The sequence below is a fragment of the Corynebacterium sp. LaCa_23 genome (assembly GCF_058182375.1).
In genome coordinates this window covers 1,409,181-1,423,709 of the sequence record NZ_CP190825.1, presented here as the reverse complement: position 1 = coordinate 1,423,709, position 14,529 = coordinate 1,409,181, and the positions used below count along the sequence as shown (strand labels likewise).

Below are 14,529 nucleotides of genomic sequence, written 5' to 3'. Positions count from 1 at the left end.
TCATGGCCGTATCTACTAAACACAAGATTTCGCGTTTGGATCGTCTCTATGAAGACGAGCGTGGCTATGACTTCATTGGCCACACCAAACGGTGGTACGCGATTACCGCCGCGCTCCTCGTCGGCGCCATCGCCGCCATCTTGATTCGCGGGTTCACCCTCTCCCTCGATTTTGAGGGAGGTACCACCTTGTCCATGCCCGCTGGGGACTTGAAAGAGGACGAGGTAGCTACCGTCTTTGAGGACTCCACCGGCGTTGAACCCGAGCAGGTGCGCATCGTCGGCGCCGGCGATTCTGAGACGCTCGAAATCACCTCTGAGCGCCTGAGCCAAGAAGAGGTAGATAGCGCCCGGTCCGCAATCTATGAGGAATTCCAGCCAAAGGATGAAAACGGGGAGGCCACCCCGGACGCCATTGGTTCCTCCACCGTGTCCGAGTCCTGGGGTTCTTCCATTACCCAGCGCATGATTCTGGCCATGGTCGTATTCCTTGTTGCAGCGACCATCTATGTGGCGGTGCGCTTGCAAAAGATCATGGCGTTTGCGGCCATCTCGGCGCTTATTATCGATGGCATCGTCATCGCCGGCATCTACGCCCTCTTTGGGTTTGAAGTTTCTCCCGCCGTCATCATCGGTTTGCTCACCGTCTTGACCTTCTCTATCTATGACTCCGTCATCGTCTTTGACAAGGTCAATGAGAATACTGCGGGTTTGGAAGGCCAACGATCAAAGACCTATGGGGAGCTTGCCAATCTGGCGATTAACCAGACGGTCATGCGCTCTATTTCTACGTCCATCATTTCCGCGCTGCCTATTATCGCGTTGTTCATCATCGCCGTGTGGCTGATGGGCATCGGCACGCTGCGCGATCTGGCGCTGATCCAGCTCATCGGCGTTATCGAGGGCATTTTCTCTTCGATCTTCTTGGCCACCCCGTTGGTGGTGACGTTTGCTAATTGGACCAAGCGCGTCAAGCAGCACACCCAGCGCGTCATGGATTACCGCGCGGGTAAGTCTGAGGATGGTGAACCGGCGCAAGAGGGTTCTGCGAAGCGCAAGGTGGTCACGCCTTTCGATGCCGGGGCCAAGACCCGCAAGGAAGTGGCAGAAGAGCAATCCGATCACGGCAGTAGCGCCTCCGGTCATACCGGTGCTACCTGGCGCCCAGGCCGCTAATCGCCCTGAAGCACGGCATAATCAGGCAGAGTAAAGCTCGGTCTTTGAAGGAGAAAAAGGGGGTTGTGCGTACCGTGGAACGCAGACTAGGCACCACACGGTGGTGGGGTAGCCGTCCCAAAATCACGGCTATTGCGGCGGGGCTTTCCGCCCTTGCGCTGGTAGCGGCCTCGTGCAGCAGCGAGGAATCCGAGAGCGGTGACCAGGCAGCGCCCAGCGATCCGGAGTCCTATAACTACACCGGTTATATGGTCAACTCCCAGTTGGCAACGACGAATGCCGGTACCGCCTTCGGCAGCACCACCTCCGCGGCGCAGCTTTCGACGCGCCTTTATCCCGGCCTTTTCGTGCCAGGTCCCTCCGGACAGCTCATTCCCAACGCGGATTTGGTCGAGACCGAAAAGCTTCCGCCCGCAGCAGATAGCGACCAGGAAAGCGTGCGTTTGACGCTTGCCGATGACGCCACATTCTCCGACGGCGCCCCCGTCACCTGCGATGATTACCTGCTTGCCTATACGGCCGGTACGCACCCGGTGGAGTTTGCCTCGCATATGCCGCTGATGAATGACATCGCGGACATCGAGTGCGCACCGCACAGCAAGGCCTTTACGCTGACCTTCTATAAAGACCAGGGCCACCGCTGGCGCCAGATGTTTGGCCCTGGCACGGTCATGCCTGCGCACGCGCTTGCACAGAAGACGGACATGAGCATGGAGGATCTCAACGCGGCCCTGCACGCAGAAGACATGGCGGCGCTGCAGCCAGTGGCTGAGTTGTGGCGCTATGGGTTTTCCACTGCCAAGGATGATTTTGATCCCGAGCTGCAAGTGTCTTATGGCCCCTTCACAGCAGAAAAGGTCGGCGATTCTGGCGAGGTTTTCTTAAAGGCCAATGAGCAGTATCGCGGCGATAAGCCTGCCTTGGACCGGCTCGTCGTGTGGCCGAGTAGCGCCGACGCGCAGGAGCTTGAGGATAAGGGCGTACTCAAGGTGGCAGATTCCGATACTGCTGCGCCCGACTGGCTGTCCGGGAACGCGGGTGAGGACGCAGAATCCGCGGAAGGCAAAGATCCAGACCACGACTCCGCTGGGGAGGACACCGCGGGCGCAGGCAATAACGAGTTTGAGACGACCACCAAGGTGGGTCTGCAAACCGATACGCTGACGCTGTCACAGGCCGGGATCTTCGCAGAGCCCTCTGCCAGGAAGGCATTTGCCGCCTGCGTGGACCAAGCCTCGATAGCGCACAAGAGCTCCGAAATATCTGGCGTCGACGTCCCGCCGGCGTATGTCCGCACCGTGTCCGTACAGGATCCGGTGGCCCAAACGCTTGGATCGGTGGCGAAGGACCACGAGGGAACGGACATGGCTGCGGCCGGCCAGTTGAAGGGCACCACCATCAAGGTGGGCTACGTTGGCCCGGATAAGCGCTACCAGGCGATGGTCGAGGCGCTGCGCGCCTCGTGCGAACCGGCGGGCATTACCATTGAGGACGCTGCGGACGAACAGCTATCGCAGTTTTATCTCAACCCCAATCCGGAAACAGGTGAGCCCACCATTGATGCCTTCTTGGGCCCGGTCGACCCGCTGACCGAGTACTCTGCGGCAGATTCCAGCATCAAAAACTCCGTGCAGCTCAAGGAACAGGAAGAGCAGCTGTGGGACAGCGTTCCCTCCATTCCTGTTGCTGCGCAGCCGCGCGTGTTCATCGTTCACCGCGACGTGGAGGGTGTCCTGCCGTACACTGGCATCTCGGGTATCGGCTGGAATATGGACCGTTGGCACGTGCCGGCACAAGAACCTGTGGAAAAGGCTTAGCCCTTTTTCCTCTCAAATTATTTCTCGCTATTTATTTCTCAAGGAAGATGATGAGTTCCCAGTACGAATCAGCAGCACAAGCTTTGCACGACAAGGTGCGCCTCGTTCAGGATTTTCCAGAGGAAGGAATCCTCTTTGAAGATCTCACCCCGGTATTGGCCGATCCTGAGGCATTTCAGGCCGTCGTTGATGGCCTAGCGGCCGCCTGCGAGGAGTTGGGCGCGGATCTTATCGGCGGCCTGGATGCCCGCGGATTCCTGCTGGGCTCAGCCGTGGCATACAAGTTGGGCTTGGGCATTTTGGCCATTCGTAAAAAGGGCAAGCTTCCGCCGCCGGTTTATACCGAAGAATACGAGCTGGAGTACGGCTCGGCCGCGTTGGAGATCCCCGCCAGCGGCGTTGATGTGAAGGGCAAGCGCGTGGTGCTTGTCGATGACGTCCTGGCCACCGGTGGCACCCTCCACGGCGCCAAGCTGCTGCTTGAATCTGCCGGCGCCGAGGTTGCGGGTAACGTCGTGGTGCTAGAGGTTAAGGGCCTGAACGGCCGGGAGCGCTTATCGGGCCCGCCGCTTATTGTGCTAGATGACGCTGACTAAGATGGTGTGTCTAAGCTAGATCACACGATCTGGAAAGGCGCCGCAGCCAGCACTATAGGCTGTGGCATTGTGAAGGGCGGTAGAGATGGCCACTGATAAGTCAGCAAAACGCCAGGCTAATAACGGGATGCGGAGCATGTCTGCCCGCCTTGCCCGGTCACTGACCGGCGGGCGGGTCAAGATTAACCCGGTGCTCGATCCCCTCATGTCCATTCACCGGAAATTCCACCCCAAAGCGGATGCGGAATTGCTCAACGCTGCCTATAACACCGCAGAAAGGCTGCATGAGGGAGTATTCCGTAAGTCGGGCGAGCCGTATATTACCCACCCGCTAGCCGTGGCTACGATCGCCGCGGAAATCGGCATGGATACCACCACCATCGTTGCAGCACTCTTGCACGATACGGTGGAGGATACCGAGTACACGCTGGAGGATCTGACTCGCGACTTCGGGCCCGAAGTGGCCCGGCTTGTTGATGGCGTGACCAAGCTGGACAAGGTGGCCCTGGGTGCTGCGGCGGAAGCCGAGACCATCCGGAAGATGATCGTCGCCATGGCCAACGATCCGCGCGTGCTGGTCATCAAGGTCAGCGACCGTCTGCACAATATGCGCACTATGCGCTTTTTGCCGCCGGAAAAGCAGGCCAAGAAGGCGCGCCAGACGCTAGAGGTCATCGCCCCCTTGGCCCACCGGTTGGGCATGGCGAGCGTGAAATGGGAGTTAGAGGATCTGTCTTTTGCCATCCTCTATCCCAAAAAGTACGACGAAATCGTGCGCATGGTGGCAGAGCGCGCGCCCTCGCGCGATCGCGCCTTGAAGGAAATCATCAACCAAGTCAGTGCCGCCTTAAAGGAAAACGGCATCGAGGCCGAGGTAATGGGCCGGCCGAAGCACTACTGGTCCATCTATCAAAAGATGGTCGTGCGCGGCCGCGAGTTCGCGGAGATCTTTGACCTAGTGGGCATCCGCGTACTGGTGGATGACATCAATAGCTGTTACGCCGCCATTGGCGTCGTGCACTCCATTTACCAGGCCTTGCCTGGGCGTTTTAAGGATTATATTTCCTCCCCGCGCTTCGGCGTCTACCAGTCTCTGCACACCACGGTGCTCGCGGACGGCGGAGCAACACTGGAGGTACAGGTCCGCACGCACGAGATGCACTACAACGCCGAATTCGGCGTCGCCGCGCACTGGCGCTATAAGGAAACGAAGGGCAAGAATTCTGGGCACCAAGAAGAGGTGGACCAGATGGCTTGGATGCGTCAGCTGCTGGATTGGCAGAAGGAAGCGGCAGACCCCAATGAGTTCCTCGATTCATTGCGCTATGACCTGACGGCGCGCCAGATCTTCGCCTTTACCCCAAAGGGCGATGTGGTGGATTTGCCGACGGGTTCCACCCCGGTAGATTTTGCCTACGCCGTGCACACGGAGGTTGGCCACCGCTGCATTGGCGCCAAGGTTAACGGCAAATTGGTGGCGCTAGAATCGCCGCTGAAATCCGGCGACAAGGTAGAAATCTTTACTTCCAAGGATCCCAACGCCGGCCCATCGCGCGATTGGCAGGAATTCTTGGTCTCGCCGCGGGCCAAGGCGAAGGTGCGCCAGTGGTTTGCCAAGGAAAGGCGCGAGGAGCACCTCGAAGCCGGGCGCGATGCCTTGGCCTCTGAGGTGCAGCGCGGCGGCTTGCCGATGCACCGCCTGTTTACCGCCAGCTCCATGAAACAGGTCGCAGAACAGCTGCACTATTCCGATGTCGATGCCCTGTACACAGCTATCGGCGCAGGCCACGTCTCCGCACAGCACGTGGCCAACCAATTGGTGGCCATGTTCGGCGACCGCGATGATGCCGTAGATGCCCTTGCTTCCCGCACCCCACTCTCGGAGCTCGAGCAGTCCCGCGCGCAGCATACCAAGGACTCCGCCTCCGGCACGGGCATCTTGGTGGAGGGAAGCCCCGATGTCATGGCTAAGCTTGCGAAGTGCTGCCAGCCGGTGCCTGGGGACGCCATTTTTGGCTTTGTCACCCGTGGCGGGGGAGTATCCGTACACCGCGCGGACTGCGCCAACGCGGAAAAGCTCAAATCTGAGCCGGAGCGCATGCTGAAGGTGGAGTGGTCCTCTGGCACCTCTTCTACCGGCGCCTTTTCCGCCACGCTGCAGCTTGAGGCGTTGGACCGCCAGGGCCTGCTGTCTGAGCTAACGCGGGTATTAAGCGATCAGAACATCAATGTGTTGACTATGAATTCGAACCGCGGCGAGGACCAAATTGCCACGATGCGTTTTACCTTCTCCGTATCGGATACCAAACAGCTGGGGTCCTTGATGACGACGTTGCGTAATACCGAGGGCGTCTTTGACGTCTACCGCGTGACTGCCTAACCGCCTTCCCGCGCGGCTACCTCCCTGTGCGGTTGCTTGATAGAGCAACGCGCGGGCTACGCGCACGTGACGATTGCGTGAACTCTTGGCGGAGGAAAGGTAAAAGCCCAGTTCACGGGCTTTATGCTTCCTGCGAATTCGTTAAGAAAGCGGTATATATTGTCTGAATGCTTTCTACGACACAGGAGTAATTATGCAGTTCCGTCGCATTGGCCAGTTGGTGGCCGCTACCACCGTTACCGCCGTCGCGCTTTCTGGCACACACGCCCTAGCGCAGGAGGATACGACCACCATCTCGGTCACCAATATCACTGACCTGCACGGCCACTTGGAAGATGGCCTGAGCGACCCTGCTAAGGCGGGCGATGAGATTGGCGTGGCCCGCCTGCAATCGCTTATCAAGCAGGTCAACGAAGGCCAAAAGTTCAACCTCACCTCTTCGGGCGATAACGTGGGCGGTTCTGCATTCGTCTCGGCCATCTCGGATGACAAGTACACTCTGGAGGCGCTCAATGCCATGGGGATGAAGGTCACCGCAGTGGGCAACCACGAATTCGACAAGGGCACCGAGGACCTAACGGACCGTATTGAGCCAGCTTCTGACTATCCCATCCTCGGCGCCAATGTATTAAAAGACGGCAAGCCGCTCTTGGATGCCTCTCATGTGGAAGAAATCGACGGCGTGAAGGTCGGCTACGTCGGCACCGTCACCCAAAACACCAAATTCAAGGTATCTGCGGCAAAGATTCCGGGCGTTACCTTTACCGATCCCGTTGAGGCAACGAACAAGGAAGCCACCCGTTTGAAGGAAAGCGGCGAGGCGGATGTCGTGGTTTCCCTCTTCCACGAGGATGCGGAGGAATACGCACAGGGCTTTAATAAGGACGTCGATATCCTCTTTGGTGGCGATACCCACCAGACCACCCAGGGCACGGTTGAGCGCGAGGGCGCGCTGCCACTGCAGTGGGCGCAAGGCTACGAGTACGGCAAGCTGCTTAACGATGCCGATATTACCTACGACAAGGCCGCCCGCAAGGTAAAAAGCATTGAGCTCAAGCAGTACGATGCGACTGCTGCCGCGCAGGTAGAGCCGGATGCTGAGATTGCGGGCATCGTTAAGAAGGCACAGGATGAGGCCGAGGTAGAAGGCTCGAAGACCGCTGGCACAGTCGAAACCGACTTGTTCCGCGGCTCCGATGAGGGGCAAAAGTCAGGTTCCAACCGTGGTGTCGAGTCCACCCTGAATAACTTCATCGCGGAAGGGCAGCGTTATGCCATGAGCAAGCAGGTGGGCGAGGACATCGACCTCGGCGTCATGAATGCCGGTGGAGTGCGTGCCGATCTAAAGGGCGGGGACGTAACGTACAAGGACATTTTCCAGGTCCAGCCATTTGGTAATTCCGTGATTACCGCGAAGGTCTCCGGTAAGGACTTCATTACCGCCCTGGAAAACCAATGGCAAGATGGCAGCAGCCGGCCGCGCCTGGCCATGGGGCTGTCCAATAACGTCCAGGTGGTCTATGACCCAAAGGCCTCCCACGGTGAGCGCGTCAAGTCCGTCACCGTCAATGGCGAGCCCCTCGACCCGAACAAGGACTATTCCATCGCGCTTTCTTCCTTCCTCGCTTCCAGCGATACCGAGAAGGGCGGCGATGGTTACTTTGAGGCGGGCTCCATCAAGGACAAGAACGATGTGGGATACATGGACGCTCAAGCCATGATCGATTACATCGCGTCCGGCAAGTCCGAGGTCCGTAAGGGCCAGAGCCAAATTGGCGCCCATATCGATGGTGACATTGTCCCCGGCAAAGAAATCACCGTCGATCTATCCAGCTTGAACTACACCAGTGAGGGCGAGCCAATGGCTAAGACCGTCACGGCCAAGTTGGGAGATGAAGAAAAGACCGCCGATATCGATAATTCCAAGCAAGAAGGCGATGACCAATTTGGCGAACGCGGCCGTGCGCAGGTGACGCTGACCGTTCCAAAGGGCCTGACTGGCTCCCAGAACTTGGAAATAACCACCGACGCTGGCACGCAGGCGATCCTGCCATTGGAAGTGGGCGAAGCTGACGGTGACGAGGACGATTCCCCTAAGGCTCCGCAGGGCTCGTCCTCCGGTGGTGCAATCCTTGCCATCGTGACGGCACTAGCGGCAGGAATCGCTTTCATTGGTTTAAATCCCCAGGTGCTTCCGGCACCACTGCGGGCCATCTTTGATGACCTGCGCAAGACCTTTCACATCTAAATAGGAATCCAAATCCTGCGGATACACTAAAAGCGCTTTTCCTCGCTTACAGGGGGAAAAGCGCTTATTTTTCTGTGCTGTGTCTTTTAGCCTAGTAATCTCAAATGCCGTGGATATCTTTGAACGGTTTTTACGCGAGGCTACTTTTCAACTAGGAATCGAGCTGCATCGAGTTCCTGTGGTCATGTTGTCTACCTTAGGCATCTACCTTGCCTTCATGGTCTTGGTAAAGCTCTTTGGCTCCCGCGTATTGACCTCCATGACGGCCTCTGACGCGATCATCATCATTATGTTCGGCGCCGTCGCAGGCCGCGTGATCATCGGCGTTCCGCCCACATTGGCGGCGGGTGTTATTGGGCTGACAACGCTCATGGCCCTAGAAGCCGCATTCGGTACCATCCGCAAGGTGGTGAAGTGGACGCGGTTTTTGGACCGGCGGCCCGTTCTCATCGTCTTTCAGGGCGAGATGATTGACGATAATCTCACCGTTTCCCACATCACTCGCTCGGACGTATATTCCGCAGTGCGCAAGTCTGGCCTCGGCCGCATGGAAGACGTCCAGGTCATGGTCTTAGAGCCCACCGGCCACATCTCCGTAATTAAGAATGGCCAAGAAATCGACCCAGAGATATTCAATGACCTCGTCGGCTCTGGATACATCAGGCGGGCAAAGGAATCTTAAAGGGTTCTGAGCAGGGGGCGCAGAACCGGTGCGAAGGTCCATCTGGGTAGTGCTCTGGCTGCCCCAGAATATGCGAAACCGCTGTGCCCAGATTTAGGGCACAGCGGTTAAAAGCGCTTAAGAAGCGTGAAAGATTAGAAAGGAAGCTTGAAGTTCTTCATGAAGTCGTCGATGTTGAGGTACTTGTTAGCGAAAGCGAAGAGAGTACCCAATGCGCCGATAGCAGCGGTGAAGACGCCGATCCAGGCCTGGACTTCCGTAGCCTTCTCCTGAGAAGTCTTTTCGGGCTGAGGCTTCTTGTTAGCATCCTCGTTGGCGTCACCGGTGCCCTTGCCGTTAGCGTACGGCTGCGTTGCTGCGCCCTTCTCGATGGAGGAGGACAGGGTGGTGGGTACCTCAGCAGCGGTGGCCACGGCGGTGCCAGCGAAGGTGACGGACAGGGCGGTTGCGCCGGCAACGAGAGCCTTGCGGGAGATAAGCTTCATATCTTGCTTCCTAACGAGCTTGTGGTGTTCAAAGACTCCTTAGATATTAGACAGCCGTATTACGGTCTGCAACAGATCGTGCAAACTTTTATTAAAAAAGATTGTCAAAACGTATCGGGCTGTGTGGTAGTTGACGCTTAATGTTGATGGGGTGAATGGCTAGGGGAGATATTCGATCCTTAAGCGCAGGTAGAGGGTTATATTGAGCGGAGAAATGGGCCTGAAAAAATCTTCAACGTTGAGCACTGAAATGATCCGTGCACGACGCTGGGGAGTTCCCACTAACCCCTAAATGGGGTTAGTAAGTGAAGGATGCGGGAGGCAGTAGGGGGTGTTCCTATATAGTTTGGACCTGACCCCTTTTTGGTGGACACCTGATATCCAGCCCAGTCGGGCTGGCAAGATTGGTAATCTACCACCACGTCCAGGTATTGAGAACAGTTCAGGCGCGATGCTGTGGCCCCCTATGAGAACAATGAGGACCTCTCACTGAACTCAGCATCAGCAGAGCTCGGCATCAACCGTGCCTCGCTGCATTCTTGGATCACCAAGTACGGCACCGACAAACGCGCCCGCATAAAAGCAGTGCAGGATAAAGCCCAAGCAGCGAATGATTCGTGAGACGGATCCGCCAGTTAGAAAAAGAAAACGCAAAACTGCGCGAAGAACGTGACATCCTGCGCAAGGCCGCCACATATTTTGCTTAAAGCAGACTCACCGGAGTTCTGCTTCCAGTGTGTCTATGACCACCGAACCGAATACTCGGCTTATGCGGATGTGCCAAGTTTTAAAGCTCAATCGCTCCTCGTTTTATAAATGGGCCCAAACCCGTAAAAATCGCAGGTTAAAGATGTGTTCCGATGCCCTTATTGGTGCAAGAATCACAACCATCTTCGATGATGAGCACGGGCTTTATGGGGCTAAACGCATCGCTGCAAGCCTTAAGGAAGACCTGGCGTATACCCCGGTCAATCACAAGAAAGTTGCACGAATCATGAAATCCATGGGGCTAAAAGGCTTTACCAAACGCCGCCGATGCATCACTACCAGGCGTAAGCCTGGCCACCGCGTCATGCCAGATTTACTAGGCCGCAAATTTACAGCCAACGAGCCGAATCGCGTTTACGTCGGCGATATTATCTACCTTCCGTGTAAGGGAGGCACAAACATGTATTTGGCCACAGTCATTGACACTTCATTCACACAAACGTGCAGGTTATGCACTCGCAGACCACATGCGGGTCTCACTGGTCATCGATGCCCTAGCCCACGCACACGGTGTACGCGGCAGTCTTGACGGGGCTATTTTTCATTCCGATCCCGGCAGCGTGTACACCTCACAGACCTTTAGAAACTATTGCTCGTCGTTGGGTGTGCGCCAGTCCATGGGAGCGGTAGGAACGAGTGCTGATAGAAGCCCTAGCAGAATCGTTTAACGCCACCTTAAAGCGGGAAGTCTTGCGCGATAGGAAAGTTTTTGACAGTCCGATCTCCTGTCGTCAGGAAGTCTTCCGGTGGTGCATGCGCTACAACACGCGCCGGCGGCACTCCTGGTGCAATCTTGTAGCGCCGGATGTCTTTGAAGCCGAGACCTCAGCTACACTGACTAAAGCAGCATAGCTAACCCCCGACGTGTCCACTTTCCGGGGGTAGGCCCGGCTCAACAATTAGGGAGTGGAATGTACATGCTGAAACCCCTGGAAAGCATCACAATTTTTTCGGTCCTCATGGCCCTCGCGCTCTATGTATTTATTAGCATTATTGCTGCTTCGAATGACGGCTTTCCGTTTCTTGTTGGCGCATTATTTCTTCTGGCCACCGCTATCGCGGTTGTGCTTATCGGGATAAATATTTCGCTCTGGAGCCATAGGCGAGCGCGGTATTCTACATCCACGATAGGAAAAATCGGCGCGTGGATAGTTACCGCCGGAATTGTTATTGCAGTTGCTGCCGTTATCACTCAGCTGTTTCGTGCCGGTGGTTTTTGGGAACCGTTGTTTAGTGAGCTTTTATGGGTAATAACTGCAGCCACCGGATTACTTTGGCTGGGATTTATTCTTCTTATGGTTTCCGGGAGAACTCGCTAAGCCAAAACGGTGCCCCGCGAGATAAAAACGCCATGAAAATGGCCGTGTCCGGCACGTAAAGTGCGTGGGCACGGCGTTCATGTAAGCCGCAGCGATGATGGTGCGGCGGAAGGTTTACTTCTTCGCTGCTGCGAAACGCTCTGCAACGTCGTCTCAGTTGAAGACGTTCCAGACGGCCTTGACGTAATCAGGCTTGACGTTCTTGTATTGCAGGTAGAAAGCGTGCTCCCACATATCCAGCATCAGCAGTGGGGTGAAGTTCACGGAGGTGTTGCCCTGCTGGTCGGTCAGCTGCTCAACGAGCAGGCGGCCAGCAATGTGGTCGTAACCCAGCACGGCCCAGCTGGAACCCTGCAGGCCGAGTGCTGCTGCGGAGAAGTGCGCCTTGAACTTCTAGAAGGAACCGAAGTCGCGGTCGATAGCCTCCGCGAGCTCACCGGTTGGCTCGCCGCCACCGTTAGGGCTCAGGTTCCTATTAGCAGTTTGGAGTATGTCACTGCCTTCGGCGGCATCACCCCCCCCGGATCATTGTCAGACAGGGACGAAAATAAGCCATACCGAAGCCAGCGACTAGTTCCACTGCTCCTCAAAAGAAAAGCAAAAGGAACGCAGACAAACATAACCTGCCCCTGTACAGGGGCAGAGTTACGAATTCTGGGCTCCCTTAAGTGGAACTGCTAACAACGTAATGGGCATCGGCAAGCGCCGATGCCACAGACTAAGCCTTTACCGTAGCCTTTTTAATCTTTACCTCTTCAGCAGGCTTGCCGTCTTCTTGGCCTGGGTGACCGCCCTGATCGCCGGTGTCTACGCCGGCCTCGGCAATCTTGTCAAGGGTCTTCAGGCCTTCTTCGGAAATGGTGCCAAAGTAGGTGTAGTTAGGGGCAAGCTCCGAGTCGTCATAGTTAAGGAAGAACTGGGAACCGTTGGTATCTGGGCCGCTATTGGCCATAGCGACGGAACCGCGTGGGTAGACAACGGGGTTCTGTGCGTCCTTGGCATCGGTTTCATCGGCGGGGTATTCATCGGCAAACTTGAAGCCTGGGCCGCCGGAACCGGAACCGGTGGGGTCGCCGCACTGGAGCACGTTCAACACGCCAGAGGTCATGCGGTGGCAGACGGTGTCATCGTAGAAGCCGGATTCAGCCAGTTCCGAGATGGCGTGGGTGGTGCACGGCGCAGCGGCGCGGTCCAGGTCCATCTCAATCGGGCCCTGGGTGGTATCGAAGGAGACGGTGACGGTGCCCTCTGTGGAAATATCCTTGCCGTCGGGCTTCTTCGCGCCGTGGCCATCCTGGCCATTGTCCTCGTAGTTGCACTGGACGGTGGCTGGCAGGGCTTCCGCGCGCTTGCCGCTCAAGGGTTCAGCCTTGGGGGCTTCCTGCGTGGTCTGTGCCTCAGAGGTATCTTCTGCCTGGATGTCGCCCTCAGAGCCATCGCGGGTGGACAGGAAGTAGATTCCTCCGGCGATGCCAAGGATGACGACGAGCGAGGCTGCGGCGACACCAAAAGGACGAGTCTTTTGCTTGCGGTCACGGGACTTTAGCTCACGATCGAGCTTGTGCAGCGCGTCTTCTCCGCGCTTTTTATTATCTGGCACCGTGGGACAACCTTTCTAGCGATTATCGGTGACGTGTCTCAACTTGGACGATTTTAGCGGCTTTGCGGACACGGGGCTGACTTGGCTCGGGGATTGGGTTGAGCAATAAACGGTGAGCTATAGCGGCGAAGCAAAAGTATCAGTACGCTCGGGGCCATGGCTGAAGTTAAATTTTCTGACGAACCTACCCAAACCGCTGGTGAACTTCCCGCAGTAGGGGAGTCCATCCCAGAGTTCACCCTTGTTGGCACCGACCTTTCTGAGGTCACCAATAAGGATTTCGAGGGCAAGCGCCTCGTTATCTCGATTTTTCCTTCCATCGATACCGGCGTGTGCCAGCAGCAGCTGCGCACCTTTAATGAAAAGGCTGCGGGCTTGGACAACACCGTTGTCTTGTCTGTCTCCCGCGACCTGCCCTTCGCGCTGGATCGTTTCTGCGCCGCAGAGGGTATTGAGAACGTAGAAACCGCGTCCGATTTCCGCTCCGATTTTGGTGAGAAGTTCGGCGTGACCCTGCAAGGCTCCCCGCTCAAGGGCCTATTGGCACGCTCCGTTGTGGTCACCGACGCTGACCACAAGGTTATCTACAACGAATTGGTGCCAGAGGTAACCACCGAGCCGGACTACGAGAAGGCTCTTGCCGCCCTGCAATAAAGCTTGAAGCTAGCAGGTTAAATAAAACCAGCACCCAGCTTTTCCCCATAACCCACCGTGGCTGTGGGGTGAAGGCTGGGTGCTTTTTGCATGCTCGTAGGGCCTTGAAGTCAGAGGGGTGTTGCGTTCGGGGAGCGCTATGGATGTTGGTCTCGTTAGACTTAAAGCATGGAGATTCAAGGATTTACCGCGGGCCCATTTCGCACGAATAGCTATATCGTGGCGGAGGGAAAGCGCGCCTTCATCGTGGATCCAGGCATGGATTCCATGTCGCAGGTCCTAGCGCACGACTATGACTATGAAGCCATTGTGCTCACACACGGGCACATCGACCACACCCGCGAGGCCGGGGACTTGGCCCAGGAGCTTGATATCCCCGTTTATATTCATCCCGCAGATAAGTTCATGTTGGATTCTGGGGAGGGTGTTTCCGCCCAGGCACAGGAGTTATTCCAAGCTTCGAGAATGGTGCCCATTTCCGATCTCTGCGAACTCCACGGTGGTGAAGAACTGGAGCTAATCGGGCATGCATTTACTCTTCAGCACGCCCCTGGGCATTCGCCTGGGTGCGTATTGATCATTTCGGATACTTTTGCCCTTACCGGGGACGTCCTTTTTGCCGGGGGAATGGGGCGCGTCGATCTGCCGGATTCTAATGCCCAGGCCATGCTGGATTCACTGGCGGGCCCGGTGTGGGATTTGGACGATAAGCTGGACATTCTTCCCGGCCACGGGCCAACCTCGACCATGCGTCAGGAGAGGGCGACCAACCCGTTCCTGCGGAAATCCCATGGGGTAGTCTAGT

Annotated in this window: 11 protein-coding genes and 2 pseudogenes; 10 read left to right on the top strand and 3 right to left on the bottom strand. The window is 56.8% G+C overall.

All coding sequences use genetic code 11. The features are described from left to right. The first annotated feature begins 2 nt into the window (after window positions 1-2). From secF to ACP8IT_RS06860, 6 genes are all read left to right on the top strand, one after another. Window positions 3-1,175, top strand: coding sequence for a protein translocase subunit SecF (secF, locus tag ACP8IT_RS06885; protein WP_490289802.1), 1,173 nt, complete (start codon window positions 3-5; stop codon window positions 1,173-1,175). Window positions 1,176-1,249: 74 nt separating this feature from the next. Continuing rightward, on the top strand, window positions 1,250-2,992 hold the full coding sequence (locus ACP8IT_RS06880) for an ABC transporter substrate-binding protein (protein WP_490289801.1): 1,743 nt from the start codon (window positions 1,250-1,252) through the stop codon (window positions 2,990-2,992). A 50-nt stretch (window positions 2,993-3,042) separates the two neighbouring features. Next, a complete protein-coding gene (locus ACP8IT_RS06875) occupies window positions 3,043-3,588 on the top strand; it encodes an adenine phosphoribosyltransferase (protein ID WP_023017406.1) in 546 nt (181 codons plus the stop codon). 85 nt (window positions 3,589-3,673) lie between these two features. Further along, window positions 3,674-5,968, top strand: a complete 2,295-nt coding sequence (locus ACP8IT_RS06870; protein ID WP_490289800.1) for a RelA/SpoT family protein — start codon at window positions 3,674-3,676, stop codon at window positions 5,966-5,968. Window positions 5,969-6,161: 193 nt separating this feature from the next. Further along, window positions 6,162-8,216 carry a bifunctional metallophosphatase/5'-nucleotidase gene (locus ACP8IT_RS06865; RefSeq protein WP_490289799.1) on the top strand — a complete coding sequence of 685 codons (2,055 nt, stop codon included), beginning with the start codon at window positions 6,162-6,164 and terminating at the stop codon, window positions 8,214-8,216. 109 nt (window positions 8,217-8,325) lie between these two features. After that, on the top strand, window positions 8,326-8,898 hold the full coding sequence (locus tag ACP8IT_RS06860; protein ID WP_420361743.1) for a DUF421 domain-containing protein: 573 nt from the start codon (window positions 8,326-8,328) through the stop codon (window positions 8,896-8,898). A gap of 134 nt (window positions 8,899-9,032) precedes the next feature. Here the strand turns inward: ACP8IT_RS06860 and ACP8IT_RS06855 are convergent, their stop codons facing one another. Beyond that, entirely contained in the window at window positions 9,033-9,383 is a 351-nt protein-coding gene (locus ACP8IT_RS06855; RefSeq protein WP_490289798.1) for a hypothetical protein, read from the bottom strand. Between the two features lie 456 nt (window positions 9,384-9,839). On the opposite strand from ACP8IT_RS06855, the pseudogene ACP8IT_RS06850 reads away from it, so the two are divergent. Together ACP8IT_RS06850 and ACP8IT_RS06845 are read left to right on the top strand one after the other, a co-directional pair. Continuing rightward, window positions 9,840-11,003, top strand: a pseudogene (locus ACP8IT_RS06850) (IS3 family transposase). A 65-nt stretch (window positions 11,004-11,068) separates the two neighbouring features. Continuing rightward, complete coding sequence (locus ACP8IT_RS06845; protein ID WP_490289797.1) at window positions 11,069-11,470, top strand: hypothetical protein; 402 nt, start codon at window positions 11,069-11,071, stop codon at window positions 11,468-11,470. Between the two features lie 153 nt (window positions 11,471-11,623). Here ACP8IT_RS06845 and ACP8IT_RS06840 read toward each other — a convergent pair. Beyond that, window positions 11,624-11,944 (bottom strand): annotated as a pseudogene (locus ACP8IT_RS06840) (superoxide dismutase); the annotation flags it as partial. Window positions 11,945-12,188: 244 nt separating this feature from the next. Continuing rightward, window positions 12,189-13,070 (bottom strand): peptidylprolyl isomerase, encoded by an 882-nt coding sequence (locus ACP8IT_RS06835; protein WP_284631510.1) that lies wholly within the window; start codon window positions 13,068-13,070, stop codon window positions 12,189-12,191. 156 nt (window positions 13,071-13,226) lie between these two features. Between ACP8IT_RS06835 and tpx the strand changes: the two genes are divergently transcribed. Together tpx and ACP8IT_RS06825 are read left to right on the top strand one after the other, a co-directional pair. After that, window positions 13,227-13,724, top strand: coding sequence for a thiol peroxidase (gene tpx / locus ACP8IT_RS06830; RefSeq protein WP_005279015.1), 498 nt, complete (start codon window positions 13,227-13,229; stop codon window positions 13,722-13,724). A 168-nt stretch (window positions 13,725-13,892) separates the two neighbouring features. Beyond that, window positions 13,893-14,528, top strand: a complete 636-nt coding sequence (locus ACP8IT_RS06825) for an MBL fold metallo-hydrolase (RefSeq protein ID WP_490289796.1) — start codon at window positions 13,893-13,895, stop codon at window positions 14,526-14,528. Window position 14,529 lies beyond the last annotated feature (1 nt).

Excerpts from the sequence above, each read along its gene's own strand:
- secF (WP_490289802.1), top strand. The coding sequence starts at position 3 with ATGGCCGTATCTACTAAACACAAGATTTCGCGTTTGGATCGTCTCTAT.
- ACP8IT_RS06870 (WP_490289800.1), top strand. The coding sequence starts at position 3,674 with ATGGCCACTGATAAGTCAGCAAAACGCCAGGCTAATAACGGGATGCGG.
- tpx (WP_005279015.1), top strand. The coding sequence starts at position 13,227 with ATGGCTGAAGTTAAATTTTCTGACGAACCTACCCAAACCGCTGGTGAA.
- ACP8IT_RS06825 (WP_490289796.1), top strand. The coding sequence starts at position 13,893 with ATGGAGATTCAAGGATTTACCGCGGGCCCATTTCGCACGAATAGCTAT.
- ACP8IT_RS06845 (WP_490289797.1), top strand. The coding sequence starts at position 11,069 with ATGCTGAAACCCCTGGAAAGCATCACAATTTTTTCGGTCCTCATGGCC.
- ACP8IT_RS06875 (WP_023017406.1), top strand. The coding sequence starts at position 3,043 with ATGAGTTCCCAGTACGAATCAGCAGCACAAGCTTTGCACGACAAGGTG.
- ACP8IT_RS06865 (WP_490289799.1), top strand. The coding sequence starts at position 6,162 with ATGCAGTTCCGTCGCATTGGCCAGTTGGTGGCCGCTACCACCGTTACC.
- ACP8IT_RS06855 (WP_490289798.1), bottom strand. The coding sequence starts at position 9,383 with ATGAAGCTTATCTCCCGCAAGGCTCTCGTTGCCGGCGCAACCGCCCTG.